23 protein-coding genes, 1 tRNA gene and 1 pseudogene are annotated in these 26,534 nt (G+C 68.7%); 17 read left to right on the top strand and 8 right to left on the bottom strand.

Features of this window, described 5'->3' with window-relative positions; all coding sequences use genetic code 11:
• Positions 1-75: 75 nt before the first annotated feature.
• Entirely contained in the window at positions 76-1,131 is a 1,056-nt protein-coding gene (locus ABZ899_RS21440; RefSeq protein WP_361348346.1) for a UDP-N-acetylmuramate dehydrogenase, read from the top strand.
• Between the two features lie 106 nt (positions 1,132-1,237).
• Here the strand turns inward: ABZ899_RS21440 and ABZ899_RS21435 are convergent, their stop codons facing one another.
• Positions 1,238-1,870, bottom strand: coding sequence for an NAD(P)H-binding protein (locus tag ABZ899_RS21435; protein ID WP_361348343.1), 633 nt, complete (start codon positions 1,868-1,870; stop codon positions 1,238-1,240).
• A 105-nt stretch (positions 1,871-1,975) separates the two neighbouring features.
• Here ABZ899_RS21435 and ABZ899_RS21430 point away from each other — a divergent pair, with 105 nt between their 5' ends.
• Positions 1,976-2,599: a helix-turn-helix domain-containing protein gene (locus tag ABZ899_RS21430; protein WP_361348340.1), complete on the top strand. Its 624-nt coding sequence runs from the start codon at positions 1,976-1,978 to the stop codon at positions 2,597-2,599.
• Between the two features lie 24 nt (positions 2,600-2,623).
• A pseudogene (locus ABZ899_RS21425) lies at positions 2,624-3,274 on the top strand (hypothetical protein); the annotation flags it as partial.
• On the opposite strand, the gene ABZ899_RS21420 reads toward ABZ899_RS21425, so the two are convergent.
• Positions 3,234-4,301: an adenosine deaminase gene (locus ABZ899_RS21420; protein WP_361348337.1), complete on the bottom strand. Its 1,068-nt coding sequence runs from the start codon at positions 4,299-4,301 to the stop codon at positions 3,234-3,236. The pseudogene ABZ899_RS21425 and the gene ABZ899_RS21420 overlap by 41 nt on opposite strands.
• A gap of 122 nt (positions 4,302-4,423) precedes the next feature.
• Positions 4,424-5,650, bottom strand: coding sequence for a pyridoxal phosphate-dependent aminotransferase (locus ABZ899_RS21415; protein WP_361348334.1), 1,227 nt, complete (start codon positions 5,648-5,650; stop codon positions 4,424-4,426).
• 281 nt (positions 5,651-5,931) lie between these two features.
• On the opposite strand from ABZ899_RS21415, the gene ABZ899_RS21410 reads away from it, so the two are divergent.
• The 3 genes from ABZ899_RS21410 (at position 5,932) to nusG (ending at position 7,336) form a co-directional block, all read left to right on the top strand.
• Positions 5,932-6,004 (top strand) — tRNA-Trp (locus tag ABZ899_RS21410).
• Positions 6,005-6,112: 108 nt separating this feature from the next.
• The gene (secE, locus tag ABZ899_RS21405) at positions 6,113-6,394 is read left to right on the top strand and encodes a preprotein translocase subunit SecE (RefSeq protein ID WP_361348331.1); all 282 of its coding nucleotides are present in this window, start codon (positions 6,113-6,115) and stop codon (positions 6,392-6,394) included.
• An 81-nt stretch (positions 6,395-6,475) separates the two neighbouring features.
• Positions 6,476-7,336, top strand: coding sequence for a transcription termination/antitermination protein NusG (gene nusG / locus ABZ899_RS21400; protein ID WP_361348328.1), 861 nt, complete (start codon positions 6,476-6,478; stop codon positions 7,334-7,336).
• 76 nt (positions 7,337-7,412) lie between these two features.
• Here the strand turns inward: nusG and ABZ899_RS21395 are convergent, their stop codons facing one another.
• The 5 genes from ABZ899_RS21395 to ABZ899_RS21375 are packed head-to-tail and all read right to left on the bottom strand — an operon-like array spanning position 7,413 to position 11,170.
• Complete coding sequence (locus ABZ899_RS21395) at positions 7,413-8,660, bottom strand: site-specific integrase (RefSeq protein WP_361348325.1); 1,248 nt, start codon at positions 8,658-8,660, stop codon at positions 7,413-7,415.
• A complete protein-coding gene (locus ABZ899_RS21390; RefSeq protein WP_070390434.1) occupies positions 8,660-8,854 on the bottom strand; it encodes a helix-turn-helix domain-containing protein in 195 nt (64 codons plus the stop codon). Before ABZ899_RS21390 ends, ABZ899_RS21395 begins: the two co-directional genes overlap by 1 nt.
• Entirely contained in the window at positions 8,851-10,269 is a 1,419-nt protein-coding gene (gene repSA, locus ABZ899_RS21385) for a replication initiator protein RepSA (RefSeq protein WP_361348322.1), read from the bottom strand. Before repSA ends, ABZ899_RS21390 begins: the two co-directional genes overlap by 4 nt.
• Positions 10,266-11,000 carry a helix-turn-helix transcriptional regulator gene (locus tag ABZ899_RS21380; protein WP_361348319.1) on the bottom strand — a complete coding sequence of 245 codons (735 nt, stop codon included), beginning with the start codon at positions 10,998-11,000 and terminating at the stop codon, positions 10,266-10,268. Before ABZ899_RS21380 ends, repSA begins: the two co-directional genes overlap by 4 nt.
• The gene (locus ABZ899_RS21375) at positions 10,997-11,170 is read right to left on the bottom strand and encodes a hypothetical protein (protein ID WP_361348317.1); all 174 of its coding nucleotides are present in this window, start codon (positions 11,168-11,170) and stop codon (positions 10,997-10,999) included. The genes ABZ899_RS21380 and ABZ899_RS21375 overlap by 4 nt, the downstream gene beginning before the upstream one ends.
• 338 nt (positions 11,171-11,508) lie before the next feature.
• On the opposite strand from ABZ899_RS21375, the gene ABZ899_RS21370 reads away from it, so the two are divergent.
• From ABZ899_RS21370 to rpsL, 11 genes are all read left to right on the top strand, one after another.
• Positions 11,509-12,243, top strand: a complete 735-nt coding sequence (locus tag ABZ899_RS21370; RefSeq protein WP_361348314.1) for a GntR family transcriptional regulator — start codon at positions 11,509-11,511, stop codon at positions 12,241-12,243.
• 492 nt (positions 12,244-12,735) lie between these two features.
• Positions 12,736-13,200, top strand: a complete 465-nt coding sequence (locus ABZ899_RS21365) for a hypothetical protein (protein ID WP_361348311.1) — start codon at positions 12,736-12,738, stop codon at positions 13,198-13,200.
• A gap of 360 nt (positions 13,201-13,560) precedes the next feature.
• Positions 13,561-13,995, top strand: a complete 435-nt coding sequence (gene rplK, locus ABZ899_RS21360; protein ID WP_055622551.1) for a 50S ribosomal protein L11 — start codon at positions 13,561-13,563, stop codon at positions 13,993-13,995.
• 83 nt (positions 13,996-14,078) lie between these two features.
• Entirely contained in the window at positions 14,079-14,804 is a 726-nt protein-coding gene (rplA, locus tag ABZ899_RS21355) for a 50S ribosomal protein L1 (protein WP_361348308.1), read from the top strand.
• Positions 14,805-14,934: 130 nt separating this feature from the next.
• The gene (locus ABZ899_RS21350; protein ID WP_361348305.1) at positions 14,935-15,741 is read left to right on the top strand and encodes a hypothetical protein; all 807 of its coding nucleotides are present in this window, start codon (positions 14,935-14,937) and stop codon (positions 15,739-15,741) included.
• 288 nt (positions 15,742-16,029) lie between these two features.
• Positions 16,030-16,560, top strand: a complete 531-nt coding sequence (rplJ, locus tag ABZ899_RS21345) for a 50S ribosomal protein L10 (RefSeq protein WP_055622549.1) — start codon at positions 16,030-16,032, stop codon at positions 16,558-16,560.
• Positions 16,561-16,670: 110 nt separating this feature from the next.
• Complete coding sequence (gene rplL / locus ABZ899_RS21340) at positions 16,671-17,054, top strand: 50S ribosomal protein L7/L12 (RefSeq protein WP_361348730.1); 384 nt, start codon at positions 16,671-16,673, stop codon at positions 17,052-17,054.
• 552 nt (positions 17,055-17,606) lie between these two features.
• On the top strand, positions 17,607-21,092 hold the full coding sequence (gene rpoB / locus ABZ899_RS21335; protein ID WP_361348302.1) for a DNA-directed RNA polymerase subunit beta: 3,486 nt from the start codon (positions 17,607-17,609) through the stop codon (positions 21,090-21,092).
• Positions 21,093-21,186: 94 nt separating this feature from the next.
• A complete protein-coding gene (locus ABZ899_RS21330) occupies positions 21,187-25,086 on the top strand; it encodes a DNA-directed RNA polymerase subunit beta' (RefSeq protein ID WP_361348299.1) in 3,900 nt (1,299 codons plus the stop codon).
• A 156-nt stretch (positions 25,087-25,242) separates the two neighbouring features.
• The gene (locus tag ABZ899_RS21325) at positions 25,243-25,821 is read left to right on the top strand and encodes a DUF1707 and DUF4190 domain-containing protein (protein ID WP_361348296.1); all 579 of its coding nucleotides are present in this window, start codon (positions 25,243-25,245) and stop codon (positions 25,819-25,821) included.
• Positions 25,822-26,162: 341 nt separating this feature from the next.
• A complete protein-coding gene (gene rpsL, locus ABZ899_RS21320; protein WP_003948652.1) occupies positions 26,163-26,534 on the top strand; it encodes a 30S ribosomal protein S12 in 372 nt (123 codons plus the stop codon).

Raw genomic sequence — 26,534 nt, 5'->3', positions numbered from 1 at the left:
CGCGTGGAGCCCGTCACGGCCCCGGCATCCACAGGGGTGCCGGGGCCGTCGGCGCCGTCTCGTAGTCTTGGGCGCGTGCAGGTACTCCACGACGCCCCCCTCGCCCCCCTCACCACCTTCCGGCTGGGCGGCCCGGCCACCCGCCTGGTCACCGCCACCACCGACGCCGAGGTGATCGACGCCGTGCGCGAGGCGGACACCGCGGGGACCCCGCTGCTGGTCATCGGCGGCGGGTCGAACCTGGTCATCGGTGACAAGGGCTTCGAGGGCACCGCACTCGTCATCGCCACGAAGGGCATCGAGCTCGACGGCACCACCCTGGAGCTGGCCGCGGGCGAGGTGTGGACCGACGCCGTCGCCCGCACCGTCGAGGCCGGACTCGCCGGCATCGAGTGCCTCGCAGGCATCCCCGGCAGCGCGGGCGCCACCCCGATCCAGAACGTCGGGGCGTACGGCCAGGAGGTCTCCGCGACCATCACCGAGGTGATCGCCTACGACCGCCGGGCCGGCGAGACCATCACGCTGACGAACGAGGAGTGCGCCTTCTCGTACCGCCACAGCCGCTTCAAGTCCGACCCCGAGCGCTATGTCGTCCTGCGCGTCCGGTTCGAGCTGGAGGACGCGGACGGGCTCTCCGCGCCGGTCCGGTACGCCGAGACGGCCCGCGCCCTCGGCGTGGAGGTCGGCGACCGGGTGCCGCTGGCCGCCGCGCGGGAGACCGTCCTGAAGCTGCGCGCCGGGAAGGGCATGGTGCTCGACGCCGCCGACCACGACACCTGGTCGGCCGGGTCGTTCTTCACCAACCCGATCCTGACCGACGAGCAGTTCGCGGCGTTCCGGGCGCGCGTGGGCGAGCGTCTCGGCGAGGGTGTGGAGCCACCCGCGTACCCGGCGGGGGAGGGGCACACCAAGACCTCCGCGGCCTGGCTCATCGACAGGGCCGGCTTCACCAAGGGCTACGGCAGCGGCCCCGCCCGTATCTCCACCAAGCACACCCTCGCCCTCACCAACCGGGGCGAGGCGACCACCGAGGACCTGCTGGCGCTGGCCCGCGAGGTCGTCGCCGGGGTCCGCGAGGCGTTCGGGATCACGCTGGTCAACGAGCCGGTGACGGTCGGCGTCAGCCTGTAGGGCCGGGGTCTCCCGCCGGGACGGGGGTCCACCTCCTCCCACCGGCGCCGGGAAAGCGCGTCGGTGCGCCACGGGATAGCGCGTCGGTACGCCAAGGGGAAGGGCGTCAGTACGCCACCCCCACGCCCTGCTTCACCGTCCTCGCGTCCGGGGTCATCGCCAGCATCGCGTGCGCCACGTCGGCGCGGCCGATGAAGCGGCCCCGGGTCGGGGTGCCGCCGATCACCGTGCGGTACGCGCCGCTGAGCGGCTTGTCCTGGAGTCGGGGCGGGCGGACCGACGTCCACTCCACGGAGCTGCGGGCGAGTTCCGCCTCCATCTCCCGCAGGTCGTCGTAGACGCTCTTGAGGACGCGGGAGACCACGGCGCGCATCGTCCGGTCCAGCGGGCCGTCCCCCGGCGCGGCCGGCCCGAGCGGCGCCGCGCTCACCACCAGCAGCCGGCGCGTGCCCTCGGCCTCCATGGCCCGCAGCACCGTACGGGTCAGACGCGCGGTGATCCCGGCGTCCTTGCGGGTGCGCGCGCCGAGGCCGGACAGGACGGCGTCCCGGCCGGCCACCGCGGCACGTACGGCCTCCGGGTCGGTCAGCTCCGCGCGGAACACCTCCAGCCCCGCCCCCGTCACCGGCAGCCGCGCGGGATCCCGTACGACCGCCGTCACCTCGTGCCCGGCGGCGAGCGCCTGGCGGAGGATCTCCTGACCGATGCCGCCGGTGGCACCGAACACCGTGAGCTTCATGGCTCTCCCCGATCTCGAACAGCTGGTGGGTAAGTGTTCACTCACCCTTGCTCCCTAGAGTGGGTAAGTACTCACCCACGCGTCAACCCCAGTAAGGTCCGCGTCGTGGAATCCGTGCAGAAGCCCGCCCGCGTCCGCATCCTCGACGCCGCCCACGACCTGCTGCTCACCGTCGGTCTCGCCCGGGCCACCACCAAGGAGATCGCCAAGGCGGCCGGGTGCTCCGAGGCCGCGCTCTACAAGTACTTCGCGAGCAAGGAGGAGCTGTTCGTCCGGGTCCTCGGCGAGCGGCTGCCCCGGCTGACCCCGTTGCTCGGCGCCCTCACGGCGGAGCCCGGCACCGGCACCCTGGAGGACAACCTGACCCGCATCGCCGAGCAGGCCGCCCTCTTCTACGAGCAGAGCTTCCCGATCGCCGCCTCCCTCTACGCCGAGCCCCAGCTCAAGCGACGGCACGACGAGGCGCTGCGCAAGATCGGCGCCGGCCCGCACGTCCCCATCGAGGCCCTCGACGCCTATCTGCGCGCCGAGCAGGCCGTGGGCCGCGTCCGCGCCGGAGCCGACACCTTCGCGGCCGCCTCCCTGCTCCTCGGCGCCTGCGCCCAGCGCGCGTTCGCCTACGACGCCGGCCCGGAGGACGCCCGCCCGCCCGCGGCCGCCTTCGCCGCCCGGCTCGCCCGGACCCTGCTGGACGCGATCTCCGTTGCGCGGGACGCCACCCGCCCATGACCCTGAGGTCATGAGGCATCGCACATGCGGCTGAGGCTCACCGAGTTCCGGCCCCGGACGGGACCCGTCGTCCACCGGGTCGTCCGGCCGAGGACACCCCTGCGCCACACCTCGCTGACCGCCCCCGACCCCATCGGCCTGCTGCTCGGCGACCACGACGGCCTGAACCGGCTGGCCGCCCTGTTCTCCTTCGCCTCCCGCTCCCCGCACACGATCGTCCACGTGCCCCTGCGCGACGGGGTCCCGCCCGACGAGGGCCGGGGCGAGCGGATCGATCTCGTCCTGGCCCACCGCACCCTCGGCCTGCGCCCCAGCCGGTGGCCCGGACTGCGCCGCGTGCTGCGCCAGGGCACGCCGCTGACCGTCCGCACCGATGAGGCGCGCACCGCGCGGGACGCGCGCGCCTGGCAGGAGAGGCGGGACCGCGACGACCTACGGCACACCACCCACGCGCGCACGCTCTTCCTGTTCGGCGGCCGGGAGGCCTTCGCCGAGTCCGCCGCCGCATTCGGCTACGCGGCCGGCTTCGGGCCGCGTCAGAAACGCGTGCCCGAAGGGCACCTCGCGATGATGACCGGGCTGCCGCTGGCCCAGCCGCCCGGCGGCGGGCACCCCTTCGAGGTCCTGGTCTGCTTCAAGCCGTATCCGCCGTACTCCCACTTCGGGCGGCCGGGCGGACCAGCCAGTCGTCCACGTCCGCCAGCAGCTTCTTCTTCGTCTCCTCGGGCGCGGCCGAGGCGCGCACGGACTGACGGGCCAGCTCCGCCAGCTCCGCGTCGCTGAAACCGTGGTACTGCCGCGCGATCTCGTACTGGGCCGCGAGCCGCGAGCCGAAGAGCAAGGGATCGTCCGCGCCCAGCGCCATCGGCACCCCCGCCTCGAACAGGGTGCGCAGCGGGACGTCCTCGGGCTTCTCGTACACACCGAGGGCGACGTTCGACGCCGGGCACACCTCGCAGGTCACGCCCCGGTCGGCGAGGCGCTTCAGCAGCCGCGGGTCCTCCGCCGCGCGCACCCCGTGGCCGATCCGGTGTGCGTCCAGGTCGTCCAGGCAGTCCCGGACCGAGGCCGGCCCGGTCAGCTCGCCGCCGTGCGGCGCCGACAGCAGGCCGCCCTCGCGCGCGATGTGGAAGGCGCGGTCGAAGTCCCTGGCCATGCCCCGGCGCTCGTCGTTGGACAGGCCGAAGCCGACGACACCCTGGTCGGCATAGCGCACGGCGAGCCGGGCCAGGGTGCGCGCGTCCAGCGGGTGCTTCATGCGGTTCGCGGCGACCAGGACGCGCATCCCGAGCCCCGTGTCCCGCGCCGCCGTCCCGACCGCGTCCAGGATGACCTCCAGCGCCGGGATCAGCCCGCCCAGCCGGGGCGCGTACGACGTCGGATCGACCTGGATCTCCAGCCAGCCGGAGCCGTCCCGCAGGTCCTCCTCGGCGGCCTCCCTGACCAGGCGCTGGATGTCCTCCGGCTGCCGCAGGCACGAGCGGGCGGCGTCGTACAGGCGCTGGAAGCGGAACCAGCCCCGCTCGTCCGTCGCCCGCAGCTTGGGGGACTCGCCTCTGGTCAGCGCGTCGGTCAGGGCCTCGGGCAGGCGGACCCCGTACTTGTCGGCCAGCTCCAGCAGGGTCGTCGGCCGCATCGAGCCGGTGAAGTGCAGGTGCAGATGGGCTTTCGGCAGCTCAGAGACATCACGTACACGCTCCATTCCCAGATCCTGCCGCACGCCCGAGGGGTCCCGGTAGCGGTTTCCCCGTTAGTGGTCTTGCTCGCACAAACAAATGAGGGCACCTCCGGGATCCGGAGGTGCCCTCGGGCGGACGGGGGACGTCAGTCCTGGGCCTCCGCCAGCAGCTTCTGGATACGGCTCACGCCCTCGACGAGGTCCTCGTCGCCGAGCGCGTACGACAGGCGCAGATAGCCCGGCGTGCCGAACGCCTCACCCGGGACGACCGCGACCTCGGCCTCCTCCAGGATCAGCTCCGCCAGCTCGACGCTGCTCTGCGGGCGCTTGCCGCGGATCTCCTTGCCGAGCAGGGCCTTCACCGACGGGTAGGCGTAGAAGGCGCCCTCGGGCTCGGGGCAGACCACGCCGTCGATCTCGTTGAGCATCCGCACGATCGTCCGGCGCCGGCGGTCGAACGCCTCGCGCATCTTCGCGACGGCCTCCAGGTCGCCGGAGACGGCGGCGACGGCGGCGGCCTGCGCCACGTTCGAGACATTGGACGTGGCGTGCGACTGGAGGTTGGTCGCGGCCTTGACGACGTCCTTCGGGCCGATGACCCAGCCGACGCGCCAGCCCGTCATGGCGTAGGTCTTGGCGACACCGTTGACCACGATGCACTTGTCGCGCAGCTCGGGGAACAGGCCCGGCAGGGAGACCGCGGCGGCCTCGCCGTACACCAGGTGCTCGTAGATCTCGTCCGTGAGGACCCACAGGCCGTGCTCGAGGGCCCAGCGGCCGATCGCCTCGGTCTCGGCCTCGGTGTAGACGGCGCCGGTCGGGTTGGACGGCGACACGAAGAGGACGACCTTCGTCCTCTCGGTGCGGGCCGCCTCCAGCTGCTCCACGGAGACGCGGTAGCCGGTCGTCTCGTCGGCGACGACCTCCACCGGGACACCGCCCGCGAGCCGGATCGACTCCGGGTACGTCGTCCAGTACGGCGCCGGGACGATGACCTCGTCACCCGGGTCGAGGATCGCGGCGAAGGCCTCGTAGATGGCCTGCTTGCCGCCGTTGGTGACGAGGATCTGCGAGACGTCCGGCTCGTAGCCGGAGTCGCGCAGCGTCTTCGCGGCGATCGCGGCCTTCAGCTCGGGAAGACCGCCGGCCGGGGTGTAGCGGTGGTACTTCGGGTTCTTGCAGGCCTCGATGGCGGCCTCGACGATGTAGTCCGGGGTCGGGAAGTCGGGCTCACCGGCGCCGAAGCCGATCACCGGACGCCCGGCGGCCTTGAGGGCCTTGGCCTTGGCGTCCACGGCGAGGGTGGCGGACTCGGAGATCGCGCCGACTCGGGCGGAGACCCGGCGCTCGGTCGGAGGGGTTGCAGCGCTCATGACCCCATCGTTTCAGACAGGAAACGCGCCCGGCACACGGGTTTCACGGACTGAACATCCCCTGAACATCCGTCCGGTTCCCGCCCTCGGCCAGCGCGATCTTGCGTCCGCGGAGGACCGCCCGGGCGGCGGACCTCCGCCGGCCGGGTCCCATCGGCCACTTTCTGTTCGACGGGGCGCTCGGGACCACGTACACTCTCACCTCGTTGGCCTTCAGCAGCCGCCGCCGCACGGTGCACACCGAGCATCCGCGCGGATGCGGTACGTTGGGGGGCACACAAAGGGTCGTAGCTCAATTGGTAGAGCACTGGTCTCCAAAACCAGCGGTTGGGGGTTCAAGTCCCTCCGGCCCTGCTACACACACCATCGCCAGGATGTGTGCGCATGTACGTACAGCAATGCACCGCCGTGCGGCTCAAACCGGGCGCGGCACGGCCACGACCCGGAATCAGGTGAGGACGAGTGACGGACGCCGTGGGCTCCATCGACATGCCTGATGCCCAGGACGAGGCGGCGGAGAAGAGGACGCGCAAGGGCGGCAAGCGCGGCAAGAAGGGCCCGCTGAAGAGGCTCGCGCTGTTCTACCGCCAGATCGTCGCGGAACTCCGCAAGGTCGTCTGGCCGACGCGCAATCAGCTGACGACGTACACCACTGTGGTGATCATCTTCGTCGTCATCATGATCGGTCTCGTGACCGTGATTGACTATGGGCTCGACCACGCCGCCAAGTACGTCTTCGGCTGAGCAAAGAGCGAAGGGCGCCGCGGGTTACCGGCGCCCCTTTCGCATGTTCCACCCCTATGTATCCAGGAAGAAGCAGCCACCGTGTCTGACCAGAACCTGAACGACGCCGTCGAGCCGGACCAGTCCGTGGACGACGAGCTCGACATCGTCGAGGGCGCGGACGAGGACCTGGACGAGGTCGAGGCTGCCGATGCCGAGGCGGGCGAGCCCGCCGAGGAAGCCGCGGTGAACGCCGAGGACGCTTCGGATGACTCCGAGGACGCCTCGGAGGACGCCGAGGACGCGGACGAGGCGACCGAGGAGGAGGCCGAGCCGGCCGAGCCCGTCGACCCCGTCGCCGCCCTCCGCGAGGAGCTCCGCACCCTGCCCGGCGAGTGGTACGTGATCCACACCTACGCCGGCTACGAGAACCGCGTGAAGACCAACCTGGAGCAGCGCGCCGTCTCGCTGAACGTCGAGGACTACATCTTCCAGGCCGAGGTGCCGCAGGAAGAGGTCGTCCAGATCAAGAACGGCGACCGCAAGACGATCAAGCAGAACAAGCTGCCGGGCTACGTCCTGGTCCGTATGGACCTGACGAACGAGTCCTGGGGCGTCGTCCGCAACACCCCGGGCGTCACCGGCTTCGTGGGCAACGCCTACGACCCGTACCCGCTGACCCTGGACGAGATCGTGAAGATGCTCGCCCCGGAGGCCGAGGAGAAGGCCGCCCGCGAGGCCGCCGAGGCCGAGGGCAAGCCGGCGCCGCAGCGCAAGGTCGAGGTCCAGGTCCTGGACTTCGAGGTCGGCGACTCGGTCACCGTCACCGACGGCCCGTTCGCCACGCTGCAGGCCACGATCAACGAGATCAACGCCGACTCCAAGAAGGTCAAGGGTCTCGTCGAGATCTTCGGCCGCGAGACGCCGGTCGAGCTGAGCTTCGACCAGATCCAGAAGAACTAGCTTGGCGATCATCTGAAAGAGCCCCCTGACCAGCGGTTTCCCGTTGGGCAGGGGCTCTCTCGTTTGCAGGGGGCCGTCACTGGGCCGTGGGTCGCCTCCGGGCCTTGCGGTAGACCGCATCCACGGCCTTGCGAGTCCGGGTCTCACTGGTCGGCATCAGGTGGGTGTACGTCCGGAGAGTGAAACCGGCATCACTGTGCCCCAGGTAGGCGCTCACCGCCTTGACGCTCTCGCCCGAGTCCAGGAGCACCGAAGCGTAGAAGTGCCGCAGCGCGTGCATCCCGTCCTCGCGCGATTCCTTGTACCGCTCGCCGACGCCAGGCACCGGGATGATGCCGGCCGAAGCCAGCGCAGGCTTCCAAACGTGGGCATTGAAGTCGTTCCGACGAAGCGCTCCACCCTCCTGAGTGGTGAAGTACAGGAGCTTGGTCACCGGCGATCCATCCGGGCGCAGCCACGGCAACGTGACCTCAACCGGCGGGAAGGCCGTCATGTGCGCCGCGAGCACGGCCGCCACCGAGTCGGGGAGAGGCACGTCACGCAGCTTGTTGTTCTTAGGTGGCGCGAAGATCAGACGGCCATTCACCAGCTTCACCTGTTGCGTGACATGCAGCACACCGGCCAGGGGGTCCACGTCGTCCACGGCGAGCCCGAAAATCTCACCCTGACGGAGGCCGCAGCCCGCGCCGACATCGACCAGGGCCCGGAGCCGATCAGGCATCCCGTCTCGCACCGCGAAGACGCGATCAGGTGACCAGGGCGTGACCCGTCCGGGGGACGGCTTCGGCGGCCGGACAGATCCAGCACGGCACGGATTGCGCGCGAGGTAGCCGTCATCCACGGCAGCCGACAGTACGGCCGAGACGTTCCCGAAGATCACACGCCGGTACGAACTGGCCGCACCGTTGTCCTCCAGGAGCCGAGCCCAAGAACGGATGTGCGACGGCTGGAAGGAGGCCAGCGGCCGACTACCCAGGTACGGGAAGGCGTGGAGCCGTAACCGACTCTCGACCGCGACGCGGGTAGCTGGGTCGGTCGTCTGCGAGGCCAACCAGTCCTCGGCGTACCTCCTGAATGTGATCTTCCCGGCAGCCGGGTCAATGTACTGGCCCCGCGACATGTCCGCTTCGATGTTGGCGAGCCACCGCTCAGCCTCCCGCTTCTTGCGGTCCGGGAAGCTCTTGGACTTCTCGGAGCCGTCGGGGCCGACGTACCGGGCCCGATAACGCAGGCCGACGCCGAAGCGGTCGGTCTTGACCTTGACGGTCTTGCCGTTGGAGTCGGTCTCGACCTTGTACCAGCGGTCTTGGACGTGTCCAGCCATCAGGCGGCCCTTTCCATCTGGGACTCGACCCAGACGCGGACGTCTTCGGGGTCGAAGCGAAGGTGCCGGCCGACGCGGAAGCCGCGCGGTCCGGTCTGCTTGCGGCGCCACTGGTAGACGGTCTCGACCGGGACACCCAGGAGGTCGGCCAGGTCGACCGGGGTCAGATAGCGGTCGGGCAGCGAGCGCTTCATGCCCACACCTCCCAGTCGTCGCGGTCGGTCATCGCTTCGCGTGCTGTCTCTCGGTTCAGTCGGATCTCCTTCGCGATGGATGCGGCGAGCCAGGATTCGCCGGGGGAGTGGCCCTGTCCGGCGTAGGTCCAGTGGGCGAGGACGAGGGTGGAGCCGTCGGCGTCGTCCAGGTCCTCGGGGAGTCCGCGTTCGCGGCGTTCCTGCCGGGCGCGGTAGTCGGCGCGGGTCTGGCGCAGGGCGCCGAGGGTGGTGGAGTAGCGGCGGGATTTGGTGGAGAAGTGCCCGCGGAAGCCGAGCATGTGAGCCCACCGGGTCAAGAGGCGGTCCGGGTAGGCGCCGTTGAGCTGGTAGCACGCTTCGATCAGCCGCCGGGTGTGCGCGGGCAGGTCGAGCTTGTCGAGTTCGGCCAGTTCGCCGATGCGGCGGTCGACGGTGCCGGTGGTCTCGGCGGCTTTGGTGGCGTACTTGGCGACGTAGGAGGCGACGGCCTGTTCGGTCAGGTCCTCGTGGCCCAGGGCGCCGATGGGCTGTACGTCGACCTGCGTTCCCCAGCGCAGGGTGCGGGCGGGGAAGTCACCGGCAGCCGGGACGGGTACGGCGACGCGGGCGGCGGCGGCCCGTATCGCCGCGTCCAGGAGGGCGACGGTGGCCCAGGCCGGGGGCGGGGTGTCGGGGCCTTCCGGGCCGTCGAGGCGCACCACGGCGTGGAAGTGGACGGAGCCGCGTTTCTGAAATTCGGCGACCTTGCCGAAGGAGACCCGGCAGGTCTCCCGCAGGGCGGTTTGGGTGATGCCGGCGCGGGCCGCGATCTCCCGGCGGAGGTAGATGGTGAAGCGGCGCCACAGGTCCCCGGCGTGGTTGTTCCACAACACCGCTCCGGCGTAGTCGTAGCGCTCCGCGTCCAGGGCCGTTCCGAGGGCGGGGTCGCTCTCGGCGTGCTGGGCTCCGCAGCGGCAGCGGCCTGCGGCGGGGCGGTTGTGGACCGGGCCGAAGGAGGGGGCGGTGAGGGTGGCGAAGACGCGCGGGTGATCCCGCACGGTGGTGGGCACGTCCTTGCGCTCATCGCCGGTGATCCCGGCGCGGATCAGGTGGTAGGTGTCCCCGGCGTAGGTCCAGGCGCAGGCCGGGCACCGCGAGGCACGCCGGTTGCCGCAGGCCACCCGAAGCCGCCCGCCCGGCTCCTGATCGGTGCTGTAGGAGTACAGGACGTCGCCGGTCTTCGCGTCGCGGGTGACCGTCGAGCCTTGCAGGTGGATCGGGTTGGAGCAGCCGCCCGTGCGGCGGATCTGCTCGCGCCAGCGGTCGAAGCCAGGAGCGTTGGCGACCCGGAGCAGGTCGGCGAGGGTGAGCGGATCGGTGCCCACGGCTGCCGCCACGTCAGCAACGGCAGCCGGGGGAACAGGCAGGTGGGTCACGCGGCCACCGCCCGCAGGTGCGAGACCGGCCGGGCGGGTGTGGCCGTGGCGAAGAGGTGATCCAGGGTTGCCAGGTAGCCGCCGGTCATCGGAGCCGGGCCTAACCGACGCAGGTGCAGCACCGGAGCCAGAGCCGGGGTGAGGCCGTCGATCGGCGTGGTGACCAGCAGGTCATCGTCCGCGCGCAGGACGTCGGCCCGCAAGCCGGGGTGCGTGGCCAGGCGCAGGCCGGAGACCGTCAGCAGCGAGGGGAAGACGTCGCCCAGCCCGGTGACCGGTCCGGCCGGTTCTTCCGGGGTGACGAGGCGGACGCGGACGCCGGCCGATGCCTTGTCGGCCAGCAGGGTCGGCAGGTCCCAGACCGCGTCGGCCAGGAACAGCAGGTTGGACACCGCCAGGTCGATCACCGTCGCAGCACCGGCCAGCGTCGAGCGCCACAGGCCGTAGGGGACGGTGGAGCGCATCGGGTAGCAGGCGACGACCTCATCCTGTGCGGTCGGCATGGAGCGGTGACGCTCGCCGAGCCTGGGCCACAGGTGATAGGCGTCCGCGCGCAGGTACTTGGCGGCGGCCTCGGCGTTACGGGCGTGCGGGGTCCGGTCGGTGTTCAGCCAGCGATCCACCGACTTCGGGTCGATGCCCAGGTGGTCGGCCAGGCCCTCGATGGTGACGTTCGCGGCGACCATGGCGGCACGCAGCCGCTCGTTCCCGTTGATCGTTGCGGCGCTCATGCGGCCACCGCCCCGGCGAGCGAGGTCACCGGCTGGCCCGTCTCCCAGATGAAGGGCACGGCCACCGGGCAGCGTTCCTGACCGTGGACCAGGACGCCGATGCCGTCCACGTTGATCCAGTCGAGTCCTCCGAACGCACCGCAGGCCCAGCACGGCGAGGGCAGGACCACGGCGTCATCCCGGCGAGACAGCGGAGCAGATAACGGCGCCGGGTGCGCATCAGCAAGCGTCACGGGCATGATGGAACTTCCCTTCGAGGGACGTGAGGGGCGACGCATCTGCTTGGCGGTAGGGCGTCGCCCCTTCTTCATGCGGGAGGGCAACCTCCCTAGGGAGATTGAACAGCAACCTCCCTAGGGATGTCAACACAGTCAACGTCGGCGCCGAATCGCGTCTAGGCAATTTGGAGAGCATTTGAATTCGAATCTGCGGGCACGCGTGATTCGCAATGTGGGCACCCCGCCGCTAGGCTGACCACCCTAGGGAGCTACCGAGGAGTGATGAGACGATGCCCGAGACTGCGCGGCAGATCGCCGACGATCTCCGGGCGCTGATCGAGTCCGGTGAGTTGACGCCGGGTGATCGACTGCCCGGCGAACCATCGCTGGTACGCAAGTACGGCGTAGCGAAGATGACTGCCAATCAGGCCCTCAAGCTCCTGGTGAACGAGGGTCTAGCCGTGGCGCGCCCGGGTTCCGGAACCTATGTTCGGCAGTTCCGTCCGATCCGGCGTGTGGCGAATGATCGTTTGGCTAAGGCCCGGTGGTCTGCCGGGCAGTCCATCTGGTCTGCAGACGTAGCCCAACGGCCGCTCGTGACTGACGTGCAGGTCTACGAGGCGGAGGCCCCCCACCAGGTGAGTCGGTGCCTCAACATGGATCCTGGCGCTCCGGTTGTCATTCGTAGCCGCAAGTTCGTTGTAGAGGGCCGCCCGGTCCAGATGGCTACGTCATACCTTCCTGCTGAACTCGTACGCGGGACTGCCATCGCTCAAGAGGACACCGGTCCAGGCGGAAGCTACGCCCGGCTTGCCGAGCTCGGGGCCGAACCGGTGCGGTTCAGCGAAGAGCTGCGTGCCCGCATGCCCAGCGAGGACGAGCGGGCTGCTCTGGGGCTGGTTGCAGGAACACCCGTGGTTGAGATCTGCCGCATCGCCTACACGGCCGAGGATCGACCGGTCGAAGTGAACCAGATGCTGTTGGACGCTGGTTCCTATGTCCTTGAGTACCGCCTGAGCAGCTAGTCAGCGGGGCGTTACACTACCTCATCAAGCCCGCGCACGGCGCGGGTGCGCGCCGCCTTTACGGCGGGGCCGCCGCCCTGTCTTCGCCAGCGGCGGCCCCGCCCGGCGGCGCGCTGCGTGCATGCGGGCAAGGGCCGAGAAGTCATCTGCGGCCACAAGATGATGCCTCCGGCGGGGGATCGGCCGGCACCGGGATGGAGGGGGCGCCGTTGCCGACCGCGGGTCCATAGTGGCGTGCGCGGGGAGCTCCCATCCCGTCCGCCGTCGACCCAGGCAGAGCCGAGCAGACGCGGCCCATGGCGTCCAGGTCGTTCGTACAGTGGCGCGCTCCACCTGGACGCCATGAACCACGCCCGCTCCACGGTGTGTGGGTCGACGGCGTACGGGATGGGAGCTGGGGAGGTGGTGAGGGGTCTAGGTAGCCACCCCTCTGCAGGCAGCGGGCATGAACCGGATGCACCAGGCCAAGCCCGTTCTTTTAGAATGATCAGCATGGACATGCGCAGGATCGTCGCAGTGCTGGCCGAGGAAGCTGAACAGCAGATCCAAGACCAGGTGTGGGAAGTGGAGCCGAGCGACCGCGCACTCGCCCGTGAAACCGAGGCCGGCCTGCGCGAGGCTGTCGGCCCGCCGAATGCCCAGGAAGACTTGCCGCAGATCAAGCGGCTCGAACACTTGCGGGAAACCCTCGCCGTCATGGCCATCTCCCTCGCGCGTACTCACGGCCGTCTGGCCTGGTTTCTCTCTGGAGCTCTCAATGCGCTGGAGCCGGTCCTGCGCTGGCGCGCCATGCCAGCCGACCGTGGCGGCAGCTTCGGCACCGTCCTCCCCAGCCCTGAGGAATACAAGGAGGCGGAGGATGCCGTCCGCCGACTCCAGGACGCCCTTGCCGTGATCACCGCCGAGACGGTTGACCTCGGCAGCGTTCGCCCAAATCAGGAAGCGGACGGGGTCTGAAGCGGCGAGAGTAGATCCGCATTCGAGGAAGACACCGCGACACCCACGCCCGGGCCGTCTGGGGGCCGTACGAGGCGAACCGGCGTTGACAGATGATGACAACTAGTCCCGGCATCCGCCCAGGTCAAAAAGGGCGCACAGTAGACCGCCCCACATGGCAGGCTTGGGTCACCACTTCCAGAAGAACTAGTCGGCGTCTTCCCGAGAGTTTCCGAACAGGTCAGATCGGCTGTCCCGCAGCCTGTCTGACCTGCTCGGTTTCAGGCCGCGCATCTATACCCGTTATCGTTGTGCGGTATGCCTGCGTCCAGGAACGCCATCTGGGGGCGGGTAGGACCCGAAGAGAGGAACCGGAGAGCAATGCCTCCCAAGAAGAAGAAGGTCACGGGGCTCATCAAGCTCCAGATCCAGGCCGGTGCCGCGAACCCGGCCCCGCCGGTCGGCCCCGCGCTGGGTCAGCACGGCGTCAACATCATGGAGTTCTGCAAGGCCTACAACGCCGCGACCGAGTCGCAGCGTGGCTGGGTCATCCCGGTGGAGATCACGGTCTACGAGGACCGCTCCTTCACCTTCATCACCAAGACGCCCCCGGCCGCCAAGATGATCCTCAAGGCCGCGGGCATCGAGAAGGGCTCCGGCGAGCCGCACAAGACCAAGGTCGCCAAGATCACCGAGGCGCAGGTCCGCGAGATCGCCCAGACGAAGCTGCCCGACCTCAACGCCAACGACCTGGACGCCGCGTCGAAGATCATCGCCGGCACCGCGCGTTCCATGGGCGTCACGGTCGAGGGCTGACCTCCACCCCCCGTACGACAAGCAGAACGTGGGAGGGCCTGCTCGGCCCGGACCACGACTCCTAAGAACACACAGGAGCAGTAGTGAGCAAGCGCAGCAAGTCTCTCCGCGCTGCGGACGCCAAGATCGACCGGGAGAAGCTCTACGCCCCGCTCGAGGCCGTCCGTCTCGCCAAGGAGACGTCCACGACCAAGTTCGACGGCACCGTCGAGGTCGCCTTCCGCCTGGGTGTCGACCCGCGCAAGGCCGACCAGATGGTCCGTGGCACCGTGAACCTCCCGCACGGCACCGGTAAGACCGCCCGGGTCCTGGTCTTCGCGACCGGTGACCGTGCCGAGGCCGCGCGTGCCGCGGGCGCCGACATCGTCGGCGCCGACGAGCTGATCGACGAGGTCTCGAAGGGCCGCCTGGACTTCGACGCCGTCGTCGCCACCCCGGACCTCATGGGCAAGGTCGGCCGCCTCGGCCGCGTCCTCGGCCCCCGTGGTCTGATGCCGAACCCGAAGACCGGCACCGTCACGCCCGACGTCACCAAGGCCGTCAACGACATCAAGGGCGGCAAGATCGAGTTCCGCGTCGACAAGCACTCGAACCTGCACTTCATCATCGGCAAGACGTCGTTCGACGACACCAAGCTGGTGGAGAACTACGCCGCGGCGCTGGAGGAAGTCCTCCGTCTGAAGCCGTCGGCCGCCAAGGGCCGGTACATCAAGAAGGCCGCCATCAGCACCACGATGGGCCCCGGCATTCCGCTGGACTCCAACCGCACCCGCAACCTCCTCGTCGAGGAGGACCCGGCCGCGGTCTGAGCCCACGGCTCACCAGGCTCGACGACGGGCCCCGCACCTTTTCCCGGGTGCGGGGCCCGTTCCTCGTCCCCGCCCGCCGTGCCGGTGCCCTGGGTTAACGTGCCTTCACGGGAACCGCACGGGGGGTCGCATGGGCAGCACGAGGGCGCACCGGCCGGCGCTGTGGACCGCGCTGCCGACAGCGCTGACGGCTCTGGCCGCCTGTACCGCCCCCGAAGGGTCCGCGGGTCCTGAGCGCACCGCGCCCGCCCCGGCCGTGACGGCCGCCCTGCGTCAGGCCGAGCGGTCCACCGACCGCGCCGCGTCCTCGTACGTGGAGTCGACGACCACCATGGGCTCCTCGCTCTCCATGACGGCCCACGGCACCCTCGCCTGGCGCGGCGGCCTCACCGGCACCCTGCGCATCCGGTACACGGGCGGCAGCACGGCCGAGACGATGCGCCGCCTGGGCACCACGTCGATGGAGGCCCGCTACCTCCCCGACGCGTACTACGCCCGCATGGGCGAGGTCTTCGCCGGCAAGACCGACGGCAGGCACTGGATCAGGTACGCCTACGACGACCTGGAGCGCCTCGCGGGCAGCTCCGGGGCCGACCTGGCCGACCGGATGCGCGACACCACGCCGCACACCTCGGTGAAGCGGCTCCTCGCGTCCTCGGACGTCCGCAGGGTCGGCGAGGAGACCGTGCGTGGCATCCGGACCACGCACTACTCCGGCACCGTGCCGGGGGAGGGCGCGGACGGGCAGACCGTGGACATCTGGGTCGACGACCGGGACCTGCTGGTCAAGAAGGTCGAGAAGGGCGGTACGGCCACGGAGGCGCTGACCCAGACCGCCTACTACCGTGACTACGGCGTACGGGTCACGGTCGGGAAGCCACCGGCCGGAGACACCGCGGACCTCGGGGAACTGCTGGAGGGCAAGCCCCGGAGCTGATGCCGTAAGGGGCGATTTGCCTGACGGCGACGGCGTCCCGTACTCTCCTACAGAAGCCAAAGACCGCTGGTCGTTGCCGTGCGCTCGAATGAGGGTGCGGTGGCCGAAGGATCCGCTGAATAGCGGACGACCCGCGCAGGTGTCAGTGGAAGAGCTCCCGGAGTGCGCACAGCCTGTGCGCAAGGCCGGTCGAGTCCGCCCCGTGCGCCTGCGCCGGGGCGTTTCGTTTTCCCCAGTCCTCCTTCGGGTCCGCGCGGTCAGAATCACCCGGAAGGAGGCCGAGACTCTATGGCGAGGCCCGACAAGGCTGCCGCAGTGGCGGAGTTGACGGAGCAGTTCCGCAACTCCAGCGCTGCCGTGCTGACCGAGTACCGCGGTCTCACCGTGGCGCAGCTCAAGACGCTGCGTCGTTCGCTCGGTGAGAACGCCCAGTACGCCGTGGTGAAGAACACGCTGACCAAGATTGCGGCCAACGAGGCCGGGATCTCGACGCTGGACGACCTGTTCAACGGTCCGACGGCTGTCGCCTTCGTCACCGGTGACCCGGTGGAGTCGGCTAAGGGTCTGCGCGACTTCGCCAAGGACAACCCGAATCTCGTCATCAAGGGCGGTGTCCTTGACGGCAAGGCGCTGTCCGCCGACGAGATCAAGAAGCTTGCGGACCTCGAGTCCCGCGAGGTTCTGCTCGCCAAGCTGGCGGGCGCTCTGAAGGGCAAGCAGACGCAAGCTGCTCAGGTCTTCCAGGCGCTCCCGTCGAAGCTCGTCCGTACCGTGGACGCGCTTCGTGCCAAGCAGGACGAGCAGGGCGGTGCCGAGTAATTCGGCTCGCACGATGACCGCCGCCGCCTGAGGCGGAGGTCGTAGCGGGCCAACGTACGCCCGCCAGCACATGTACATCCGGCACCTGCCGAATTAGTGGAAGGAAAGCCATCGTGGCTCTCACCCAGGACGAACTGCTCGCCGAGTTCGAGAACATGACCCTGATCCAGCTCTCCGAGTTCGTGAAGGCGTTCGAGGAGAAGTTCGACGTCACCGCCGCCGCCGCCGTCGCCGTTGCCGGCCCGGCCGGCCCGGCCGCCCCGGCCGAGGCTCCCGAGGAGAAGGACGAGTTCGACGTCATCCTCACCGGTGCCGGCGACAAGAAGATCCAGGTCATCAAGGTCGTGCGTGAGCTGACCTCCCTCGGCCTGAAGGAGGCCAAGGACCTGGTCGACGGTGCGCCGAAGCCGGTTCTGGAGAAGGTCAACAAGGAGGCCGCGGACAAGGCCAAGGAGTCCCTCGAGGGCGCCGGCGCCTCCGTCGAGGTCAAGTAAGACCTTCACGAACGCAGGCCCGTCAGGGCTGTAACGCGGACGTACCGAGGAGCGATCATCCATTCGGGTGGTCGCTCTTCGGTGTTCCCGGGGCGCGGCCGCGGTTGCCTTGCGCCGCGTTCGTCGGGGGGTATGGTGATCTTCGTCGTGTCCCTGGTCGGCCCGGGGTTCGGGTATGAGGGCCTTGACGAACCGCACGCAGCGCGCAATTCTCAGGACGCGTCGTCACAAGGATCCGAATCCGAGGCATGGATCGGCGACGAAGAGGGCAGTATCAACGTGCGTTGAAGGCAGGCATGGCGCAGGCGTTGAGAACAATGAGGGTCTCTGAAAACCGGGACTGGACATCAGTGTGCCGAGTGGCTACACTGACCCTTTGCGCTGCCTGTTAGCTGTCCCCTGCCCGTCACCAGGGGTCTGCCCTCGCCTCACCATCGCCGACCGGATATCTCTGACCTGGCCGAACAGCCGGATCGGACGACGTCTGTCCCGGTATGAGAGTGAGGGGCCGGTACGCGCGTAGTGAGTCCGAGCCCTCGGAAGGACCCCCTCTTGGCCGCCTCGCGCAACGCCTCGACCGCGAATACGAACAACGGCGCCAGCACCGCCCCGCTGCGCATCTCTTTTGCAAAGATCAAGGAGCCCCTCGAGGTTCCGAACCTGCTCGCGCTGCAGACCGAGAGCTTTGACTGGCTGCTCGGCAACACCGCCTGGCAGAGTCGGGTCGAGGCGGCTCTGGAGTCGGGTCAGGACGTCCCCACCAAGTCCGGCCTCGAGGAGATCTTCGAGGAGATCTCCCCGATCGAGGACTTCTCCGGGTCGATGTCGCTGACGTTCCGCGACCACCGTTTCGAGCCCCCGAAGAACAGCATCGACGAGTGCAAGGAGCGCGACTTCACGTACGCGGCCCCGCTCTTCGTCACCGCCGAGTTCACCAACAACGAGACCGGCGAGATCAAGTCCCAGACGGTCTTCATGGGCGACTTCCCGCTCATGACCAACAAGGGCACCTTCGTCATCAACGGCACCGAGCGTGTCGTGGTGTCGCAGCTGGTCCGCTCGCCCGGCGTCTACTTCGACTCCTCCATCGACAAGACGTCCGACAAGGACATCTTCTCCGCCAAGATCATCCCGTCCCGGGGTGCCTGGCTGGAGATGGAGATCGACAAGCGCGACATGGTCGGTGTGCGCATCGACCGCAAGCGCAAGCAGTCCGTCACCGTCCTTCTGAAGGCGCTCGGCTGGACCACCGAGCAGATCCTCGAGGAGTTCGGCGAGTACGAGTCGATGCGCGCCACCCTGGAGAAGGACCACACCCAGGGCCAGGACGACGCACTGCTCGACATCTACCGCAAGCTGCGTCCGGGCGAGCCCCCCACGCGTGAGGCCGCGCAGACGCTGCTCGAGAACCTCTACTTCAACCCCAAGCGCTACGACCTGGCCAAGGTCGGCCGCTACAAGGTCAACAAGAAGCTGGGTGCGGACGCTCCGCTGGACGCGGGCATCCTGACCGTCGAGGACATCATCTCGACGATCAAGTACCTGGTGAAGCTGCACGCGGGCGAGACCGAGACGGTCGGCGACAGCGGTCAGAGCATCGTCGTCGAGACCGACGACATCGACCACTTCGGCAACCGTCGTCTGCGCAGTGTCGGCGAGCTCATCCAGAACCAGGTCCGTACGGGTCTGGCGCGTATGGAGCGCGTCGTGCGCGAGCGCATGACCACTCAGGACGTCGAGGCGATCACGCCGCAGACCCTGATCAACATCCGGCCGGTCGTCGCCTCCATCAAGGAGTTCTTCGGCACCAGTCAGCTGTCGCAGTTCATGGACCAGAACAACCCGCTGTCCGGGCTGACGCACAAGCGTCGTCTGTCCGCGCTCGGCCCGGGTGGTCTGTCCCGTGAGCGGGCCGGCTTCGAGGTCCGTGACGTGCACCCCTCGCACTACGGCCGCATGTGCCCGATCGAGACGCCCGAAGGCCCGAACATCGGTCTGATCGGTTCGCTCGCCTCGTACGGCCGCGTCAACGCGTTCGGCTTCGTCGAGACCCCGTACCGCAAGGTCATCGACGGCCAGGTCACCGACGAGGTGGACTACCTGACCGCCGACGAGGAGGACCGCTTCGTCATCGCGCAGGCCAACGCGCCGCTGACGGACGACCTCCGCTTCGAGGAGGCCCGCGTCCTCGTGCGCCGCCGTGGCGGCGAGGTCGACTACGTCGGCGGCGAGGACGTCGACTACATGGACGTCTCCCCGCGCCAGATGGTGTCGGTCGCGACCGCCATGATCCCGTTCCTCGAGCACGACGACGCCAACCGTGCCCTCATGGGCGCGAACATGATGCGCCAGGCCGTCCCGCTGATCAAGGCGGAGGCCCCGCTCGTCGGCACCGGCATGGAGTACCGCTCCGCCGTCGACGCCGGCGACGTCGTCAAGGCCGAGAAGGCGGGTGTGGTCCAGGAGGTCTCCGCGGACTACATCACCACCGCCAACGACGACGGCACGTACATCACGTACCGCCTCGCCAAGTTCGCCCGCTCCAACCAGGGCACCTCGGTCAACCAGAAGGTCATCGTCCACGAGGGCGACCGGATCGTCGAGGGCCAGGTCCTGGCCGACGGACCGGCCACCGAGAACGGTGAGATGGCCCTCGGCAAGAACCTGCTCGTGGCGTTCATGCCGTGGGAGGGTCACAACTACGAGGACGCGATCATCCTGTCGCAGCGCCTCGTGCAGGACGACGTCCTCTCCTCGATCCACATCGAGGAGCACGAGGTCGACGCCCGTGACACCAAGCTCGGCCCCGAGGAGATCACCCGGGACATCCCGAACGTCTCCGAGGAGGTCCTGGCCGACCTCGACGAGCGCGGCATCATCCGTATCGGCGCCGAGGTCATCGCCGGCGACATCCTCGTCGGCAAGGTCACGCCCAAGGGTGAGACCGAGCTGACGCCGGAGGAGCGCCTGCTGCGCGCGATCTTCGGTGAGAAGGCCCGTGAGGTCCGTGACACCTCGCTGAAGGTGCCGCACGGCGAGACCGGCAAGGTCATCGGCGTCCGCGTCTTCGACCGCGAGGAGGGCGACGAGCTTCCCCCCGGTGTGAACCAGCTGGTGCGCGTCTACGTCGCGCAGAAGCGCAAGATCACCGACGGTGACAAGCTCGCCGGCCGTCACGGCAACAAGGGCGTCATCTCCAAGATCCTGCCGATCGAGGACATGCCGTTCCTGGAGGACGGCACCCCGGTCGACATCATCCTCAACCCGCTGGGTGTCCCGTCCCGAATGAACCCGGGACAGGTCCTGGAGATCCACCTCGGCTGGCTCGCCAGCCGCGGCTGGGACGTCTCCGGCCTCGGGGAGGAGTGGGCGCAGCGCCTCCAGGTCATCGGCGCCGACCAGGTCGCCCCCGGCACCAACGTCGCGACCCCGGTCTTCGACGGTGCGCGTGAGGACGAGCTGGCGGGTCTGCTGCAGCACACCATCCCGAACCGCGACGGCGAGCGGATGGTGCAGCCGACCGGCAAGGCCCGGCTGTTCGACGGCCGCTCCGGTGAGCCGTTCCCGGACCCGATCTCCATCGGGTACATGTACATCCTGAAGCTGCACCACCTGGTCGACGACAAGCTGCACGCCCGGTCGACCGGTCCGTACTCGATGATCACCCAGCAGCCCCTGGGTGGTAAGGCCCAGTTCGGTGGCCAGCGCTTCGGTGAGATGGAGGTGTGGGCGCTGGAGGCTTACGGCGCCGCCTACGCCCTCCAGGAGCTGCTGACCATCAAGTCCGACGACGTGACCGGCCGCGTGAAGGTCTACGAGGCCATCGTCAAGGGCGAGAACATTCCCGAGCCCGGCATCCCCGAGTCCTTCAAGGTGCTCATCAAGGAGATGCAGTCCCTGTGCCTCAACGTGGAGGTGCTGTCCTCGGACGGCATGTCCATCGAGATGCGCGACACCGACGAGGACGTCTTCCGCGCTGCGGAGGAGCTTGGCATCGACCTGTCCCGGCGCGAGCCGAGCAGCGTCGAAGAGGTCTGACGGGAGTCCGGAGGCCTTCGCGATGAAGGCCTCCGGCCCCAGGACCCCCGTATCAGACCCCATGACTTACAACCCTGAGAGGGATTGACGCATAGTGCTCGACGTCAACTTCTTCGACGAGCTCCGGATCGGTCTGGCCACCGCTGACGACATCCGTCAGTGGAGCCACGGCGAGGTCAAGAAGCCCGAGACCATCAACTACCGCACGCTCAAGCCCGAAAAGGACGGCCTCTTCTGCGAGAAGATCTTCGGCCCCACCCGGGACTGGGAGTGCTACTGCGGCAAGTACAAGCGTGTCCGCTTCAAGGGAATCATCTGTGAGCGCTGCGGCGTCGAGGTGACGCGCGCCAAGGTGCGCCGTGAGCGGATGGGCCACATCGAACTGGCCGCTCCTGTCACGCACATCTGGTACTTCAAGGGTGTCCCGTCGCGCCTCGGCTACCTGCTGGACCTGGCGCCCAAGGACCTCGAGAAGGTCATCTACTTCGCGGCGTACATGATCACGTACGTCGACGAGGAGCGCCGTACCCGCGACCTGCCCTCCCTGGAGGCGCACGTCTCGGTCGAGCGTCAGCAGATCGAGAACCGCCGGGACGCCGACCTGGAGGCCCGCGCCAAGAAGCTCGAGACCGACCTGGCCGAGCTCGAGGCCGAGGGTGCCAAGGCCGACGTGCGCCGCAAGGTGCGCGAGGGTGCCGAGCGCGAGATGAAGCAGCTGCGCGACCGTGCGCAGCGCGAGATCGACCGCCTGGACGAGGTGTGGACCCGGTTCAAGAACCTCAAGGTCCAGGACCTCGAGGGCGACGAGCTGCTCTACCGCGAGCTGCGTGACCGCTTCGGCACGTACTTCGACGGCTCGATGGGTGCCGCGGCGCTGCAGAAGCGCCTGGAGTCCTTCGACCTCGAGGAGGAGGCCGAGAGGCTCCGCGAGATCATCCGCACCGGCAAGGGCCAGAAGAAGACCCGTGCGCTCAAGCGCCTGAAGGTCGTCTCCGCGTTCCTGCAGACCAGCAACAGCCCCAAGGGCATGGTGCTCGACTGCGTGCCGGTCATCCCGCCGGACCTGCGTCCGATGGTGCAGCTGGACGGTGGCCGCTTCGCGACCTCCGACCTGAACGACCTGTACCGCCGTGTGATCAACCGCAACAACCGCCTGAAGCGGCTTCTCGACCTCGGCGCGCCCGAGATCATCGTGAACAACGAGAAGCGCATGCTCCAGGAGGCCGTCGACGCGCTGTTCGACAACGGCCGTCGTGGCCGGCCGGTCACCGGTCCGGGCAACCGTCCGCTGAAGTCCCTCAGCGACATGCTGAAGGGCAAGCAGGGCCGCTTCCGCCAGAACCTGCTCGGCAAGCGTGTGGACTACTCCGCGCGTTCCGTGATCGTCGTCGGTCCGCAGCTGAAGCTGCACCAGTGCGGTCTGCCGAAGGCGATGGCGCTGGAGCTGTTCAAGCCGTTCGTGATGAAGCGCCTGGTCGACCTGAACCACGCGCAGAACATCAAGAGCGCCAAGCGCATGGTGGAGCGCGGCCGTACGGTCGTGTACGACGTCCTCGAAGAGGTCATCGCCGAGCACCCGGTTCTGCTGAACCGTGCTCCCACCCTGCACCGCCTCGGCATCCAGGCCTTCGAGCCGCAGCTGGTCGAGGGCAAGGCCATCCAGATCCACCCGCTCGTCTGCACCGCGTTCAACGCGGACTTCGACGGTGACCAGATGGCCGTGCACCTGCCGCTGTCCGCGGAGGCGCAGGCCGAGGCCCGCATCCTGATGCTGTCCTCGAACAACATCCTCAAGCCCGCCGACGGCCGTCCGGTGACGATGCCGACCCAGGACATGGTCCTCGGTCTGTTCTTCCTCACCACGGACGGCGAGATGCGGGACGTGAAGGGCGAGGACCGCTCCTTCTCCTCCGTGGCCGAGGCGATCATGGCCTTCGACGCCGGCGAGCTCTCGCTCCAGTCGAGGATCGACATCCGCTTCCCGGTCGGCACCATCCCGCCGCGCGGCTGGACCCCGCCGGCGCAGGAGGAGGGCGAGCCGGAGTGGCAGCAGGGTGACTCGTTCCGTCTGCGGACGACCCTGGGCCGCGCGCTCTTCAACGAGCTGCTGCCCGAGGACTACCCGTTCGTCGACTACGAGGTCGGCAAGAAGCAGCTCTCCGAGATCGTCAACGACCTCGCCGAGCGCTACCCGAAGGTCATCGTGGCGGCGACGCTCGACAACCTGAAGGCGTCCGGCTTCTACTGGGCGACCCGTTCCGGTGTCACCGTGGCCATCTCCGACGTCGTCGTTCCCGAGGCGAAGAAGGAGATCGTCAAGGGCTACGAGGCGCAGGACGAGAAGGTCCAGAAGCAGTACGAGCGCGGTCTGATCACCAAGGACGAGCGCACGCAGGAGCTCATCGCGATCTGGACCAAGGCGACCAACGAGGTCGCCGAGGCCATGAACGAGAACTTCCCGAAGACCAACCCGATCTTCATGATGGTGAACTCGGGTGCACGAGGCAACATGATGCAGATGCGTCAGATCGCCGGTATGCGTGGTCTGGTGTCGAACGCGAAGAACGAGACGATCCCGCGTCCGATCAAGGCGTCGTTCCGTGAGGGTCTGTCCGTGCTGGAGTACTTCATCTCCACGCACGGTGCCCGTAAGGGTCTGGCGGACACCGCCCTGCGTACCGCCGACTCGGGTTACCTCACCCGTCGTCTGGTCGACGTCTCCCAGGACGTCATCATCCGCGAGGAGGACTGCGGCACCGAGCGCGGTCTGAAGCTGCGGATCGCCAACCGCGGCGCCGACGGTGTGCTGCGCAAGGCGGACGACGTCGAGACCAGCGTCTACGCCCGCATGCTCGCCGAGGACGTCGTCATCGACGGCAAGGTGATCGCGCCGGCCAACGTGGACCTGGGCGACGTGCTCATCGACCAGCTGGTGCACCACGGTGTCGAGGAGGTCAAGACCCGTTCGATCCTGACCTGCGAGTCCCAGGTCGGCACCTGCGCGATGTGCTACGGCCGTTCGCTGGCCACCGGCAAGCTGGTCGACATCGGTGAGGCGGTCGGCATCATCGCCGCCCAGTCCATCGGTGAGCCCGGCACCCAGCTGACGATGCGTACCTTCCACACCGGTGGTGTGGCCGGTGACGACATCACCCAGGGTCTGCCGCGTGTCGTCGAGCTCTTCGAGGCCCGTACCCCGAAGGGTGTCGCCCCGATCTCCGAGGCCACCGGCCGCGTGCGGATCGAGGAGACCGAGAAGACCAAGAAGATCATCGTCACCCCGGACGACGGCAGCGACGAGACGGCGTACCCGATCTCGAAGCGTGCCCGTCTCCTGGTCAGCGAGGGCGAGCACGTCGAGGTGGGCCAGAAGCTCACCGTGGGTGCCATCAACCCGCACGACGTGCTGCGCATCCTGGGTCAGCGCGCCGTCCAGGTCCACCTGGTCGGCGAGGTCCAGAAGGTCTACAACTCGCAGGGTGTGTCGATCCACGACAAGCACATCGAGATCATCATCCGGCAGATGCTGCGCCGTGTGACGATCATCGAGTCCGGCGACGCCGAGCTGCTGCCCGGCGAGCTGGTCGAGCGCTCGAAGTTCGAGCAGGAGAACCGTCGTGTGGTCCAGGAGGGCGGTCACCCGGCCTCCGGTCGTCCGCAGCTCATGGGTATCACCAAGGCCTCGCTGGCCACGGAGTCCTGGCTGTCGGCGGCGTCCTTCCAGGAGACGACGCGAGTCCTCACGGACGCGGCGATCAACGCCAAGTCCGACTCGCTCATCGGCCTCAAGGAGAACGTCATCATCGGTAAGCTCATCCCGGCCGGTACGGGTCTGTCCCGCTACCGCAACATCCGGGTCGAGCCGACCGAGGAGGCCAAGGCCGCGATGTACTCGGCCGTCGGCTACGACGACATCGACTACTCGCCGTTCGGCACCGGCTCCGGCCAGGCCGTTCCGCTGGAGGACTACGACTACGGTCCGTACAACCAGTAAGCGAGCGATCGTGTGAAGGGCGGTCACCCCTCGGGGTGGCCGCCCTTCGGCGTGTCCGGGGCCGGCTCGGGGATGTCTCAGGGACCGACCCCGATGCCCGCGAGGCCGGTTCGGCGCATGATGGAGGGACTCCGACCGTTACGGGGAGGGTGCTCCATGACTCAGCCGTCGTGGCCGCCGTGGCAGCCCTGGCAAGGGCCCGGGCCGCAGCCGTGGCAGAAAGGGGCGGGCGGTGCGCCGCAGCCCTGGGCCCAGGCCGCCGCCCCCGCGATGCTCGCCTCGCACGCCGACCGTGAGCGCGCCGTGGACGTGCTCAGAGCCGGGTTCGGGGAGGGACGCCTGGAGAAGCCCGAGTTCGAGCAGCGGGTCGCACGGGCCTACGCGGCCCGTACGGTGGGGGAGCTGGCCCTGCTGGTGGCCGACCTGCCCCAGGGGCCCCTGCCGCTGCCGGCGCCCGTCACACCGGTGCCGCGGACCTTCCTGCCGTACGACCGGCCGCGGACCAACGGCAAGGCGGTCGGTTCGGCCGTGTGCGGGGTGCTCTGCCTGATGAGTTTCGGCCTGGCCGGCATACCGGCCGTCGTGCTGGGGCACTCGGCCCGCGCCGAGATACGGCGCACGGGGGAGAGCGGTGACGGGCTCGCCCTGACGGGGCTCGTGCTCGGCTGGCTGTCGAACGCGGCGTGGGCGGCGCTGCTCACGCTGATGATCGTGGCCGCGGCCCTGTCCGCGTGACGGTGGCGGGCGCCGCGGTCAGCGGGCTGTGACGTGGCCGGACCGACCGAACGAAGATCGTTTCCGCCGCGTGGCCTTGACATCGGCTGTATGGCGATGCGGGCAGGACCCATTTGTTTTGACCGCAGCGAATGCGATAGGTACGCTCAGACCTTGTGCCTGGGGTGTGCCCTGGCTCTCGTGCGTGCCTTCAGACCGCACAGCGAGCTGTGAGCGGCCACCGTAATCTGTGCTCTTTTCGCCTCGCGGCGGGAGTCCGCCGGATTCGACACACCCGACCGCGTGGGTCGGTGGCGTTCCAGGTTAGCTTCACCATTCGGCACACAGAAACCGGAGAAGTAGTGCCTACGATCCAGCAGCTGGTCCGCAAGGGCCGGCAGGACAAGGTCGAGAAGAACAAGACGCCCGCACTCGAGGGTTCCCCTCAGCGCCGTGGCGTCTGCACGCGTGTGTTCACGACCACCCCGAAGAAGCCGAACTCGGCCCTGCGTAAGGTCGCGCGTGTGCGTCTGACCAGCGGGATCGAGGTCACCGCTTACATTCCGGGTGAGGGACACAACCTGCAGGAGCACTCCATCGTGCTCGTGCGCGGCGGCCGTGTGAAGGACCTGCCGGGTGTTCGCTACAAGATCATCCGTGGCTCCCTCGACACCCAGGGTGTCAAGAACCGCAAGCAGGCCCGTTCCCGCTACGGCGCCAAGAAGGAGAAGTAA

Source organism: Streptomyces sp. NPDC046859, from assembly GCF_040645135.1.
Taxonomy (GTDB): domain Bacteria; phylum Actinomycetota; class Actinomycetes; order Streptomycetales; family Streptomycetaceae; genus Streptomyces.
This window is presented reverse-complemented; position numbering and strand designations above follow the sequence as displayed.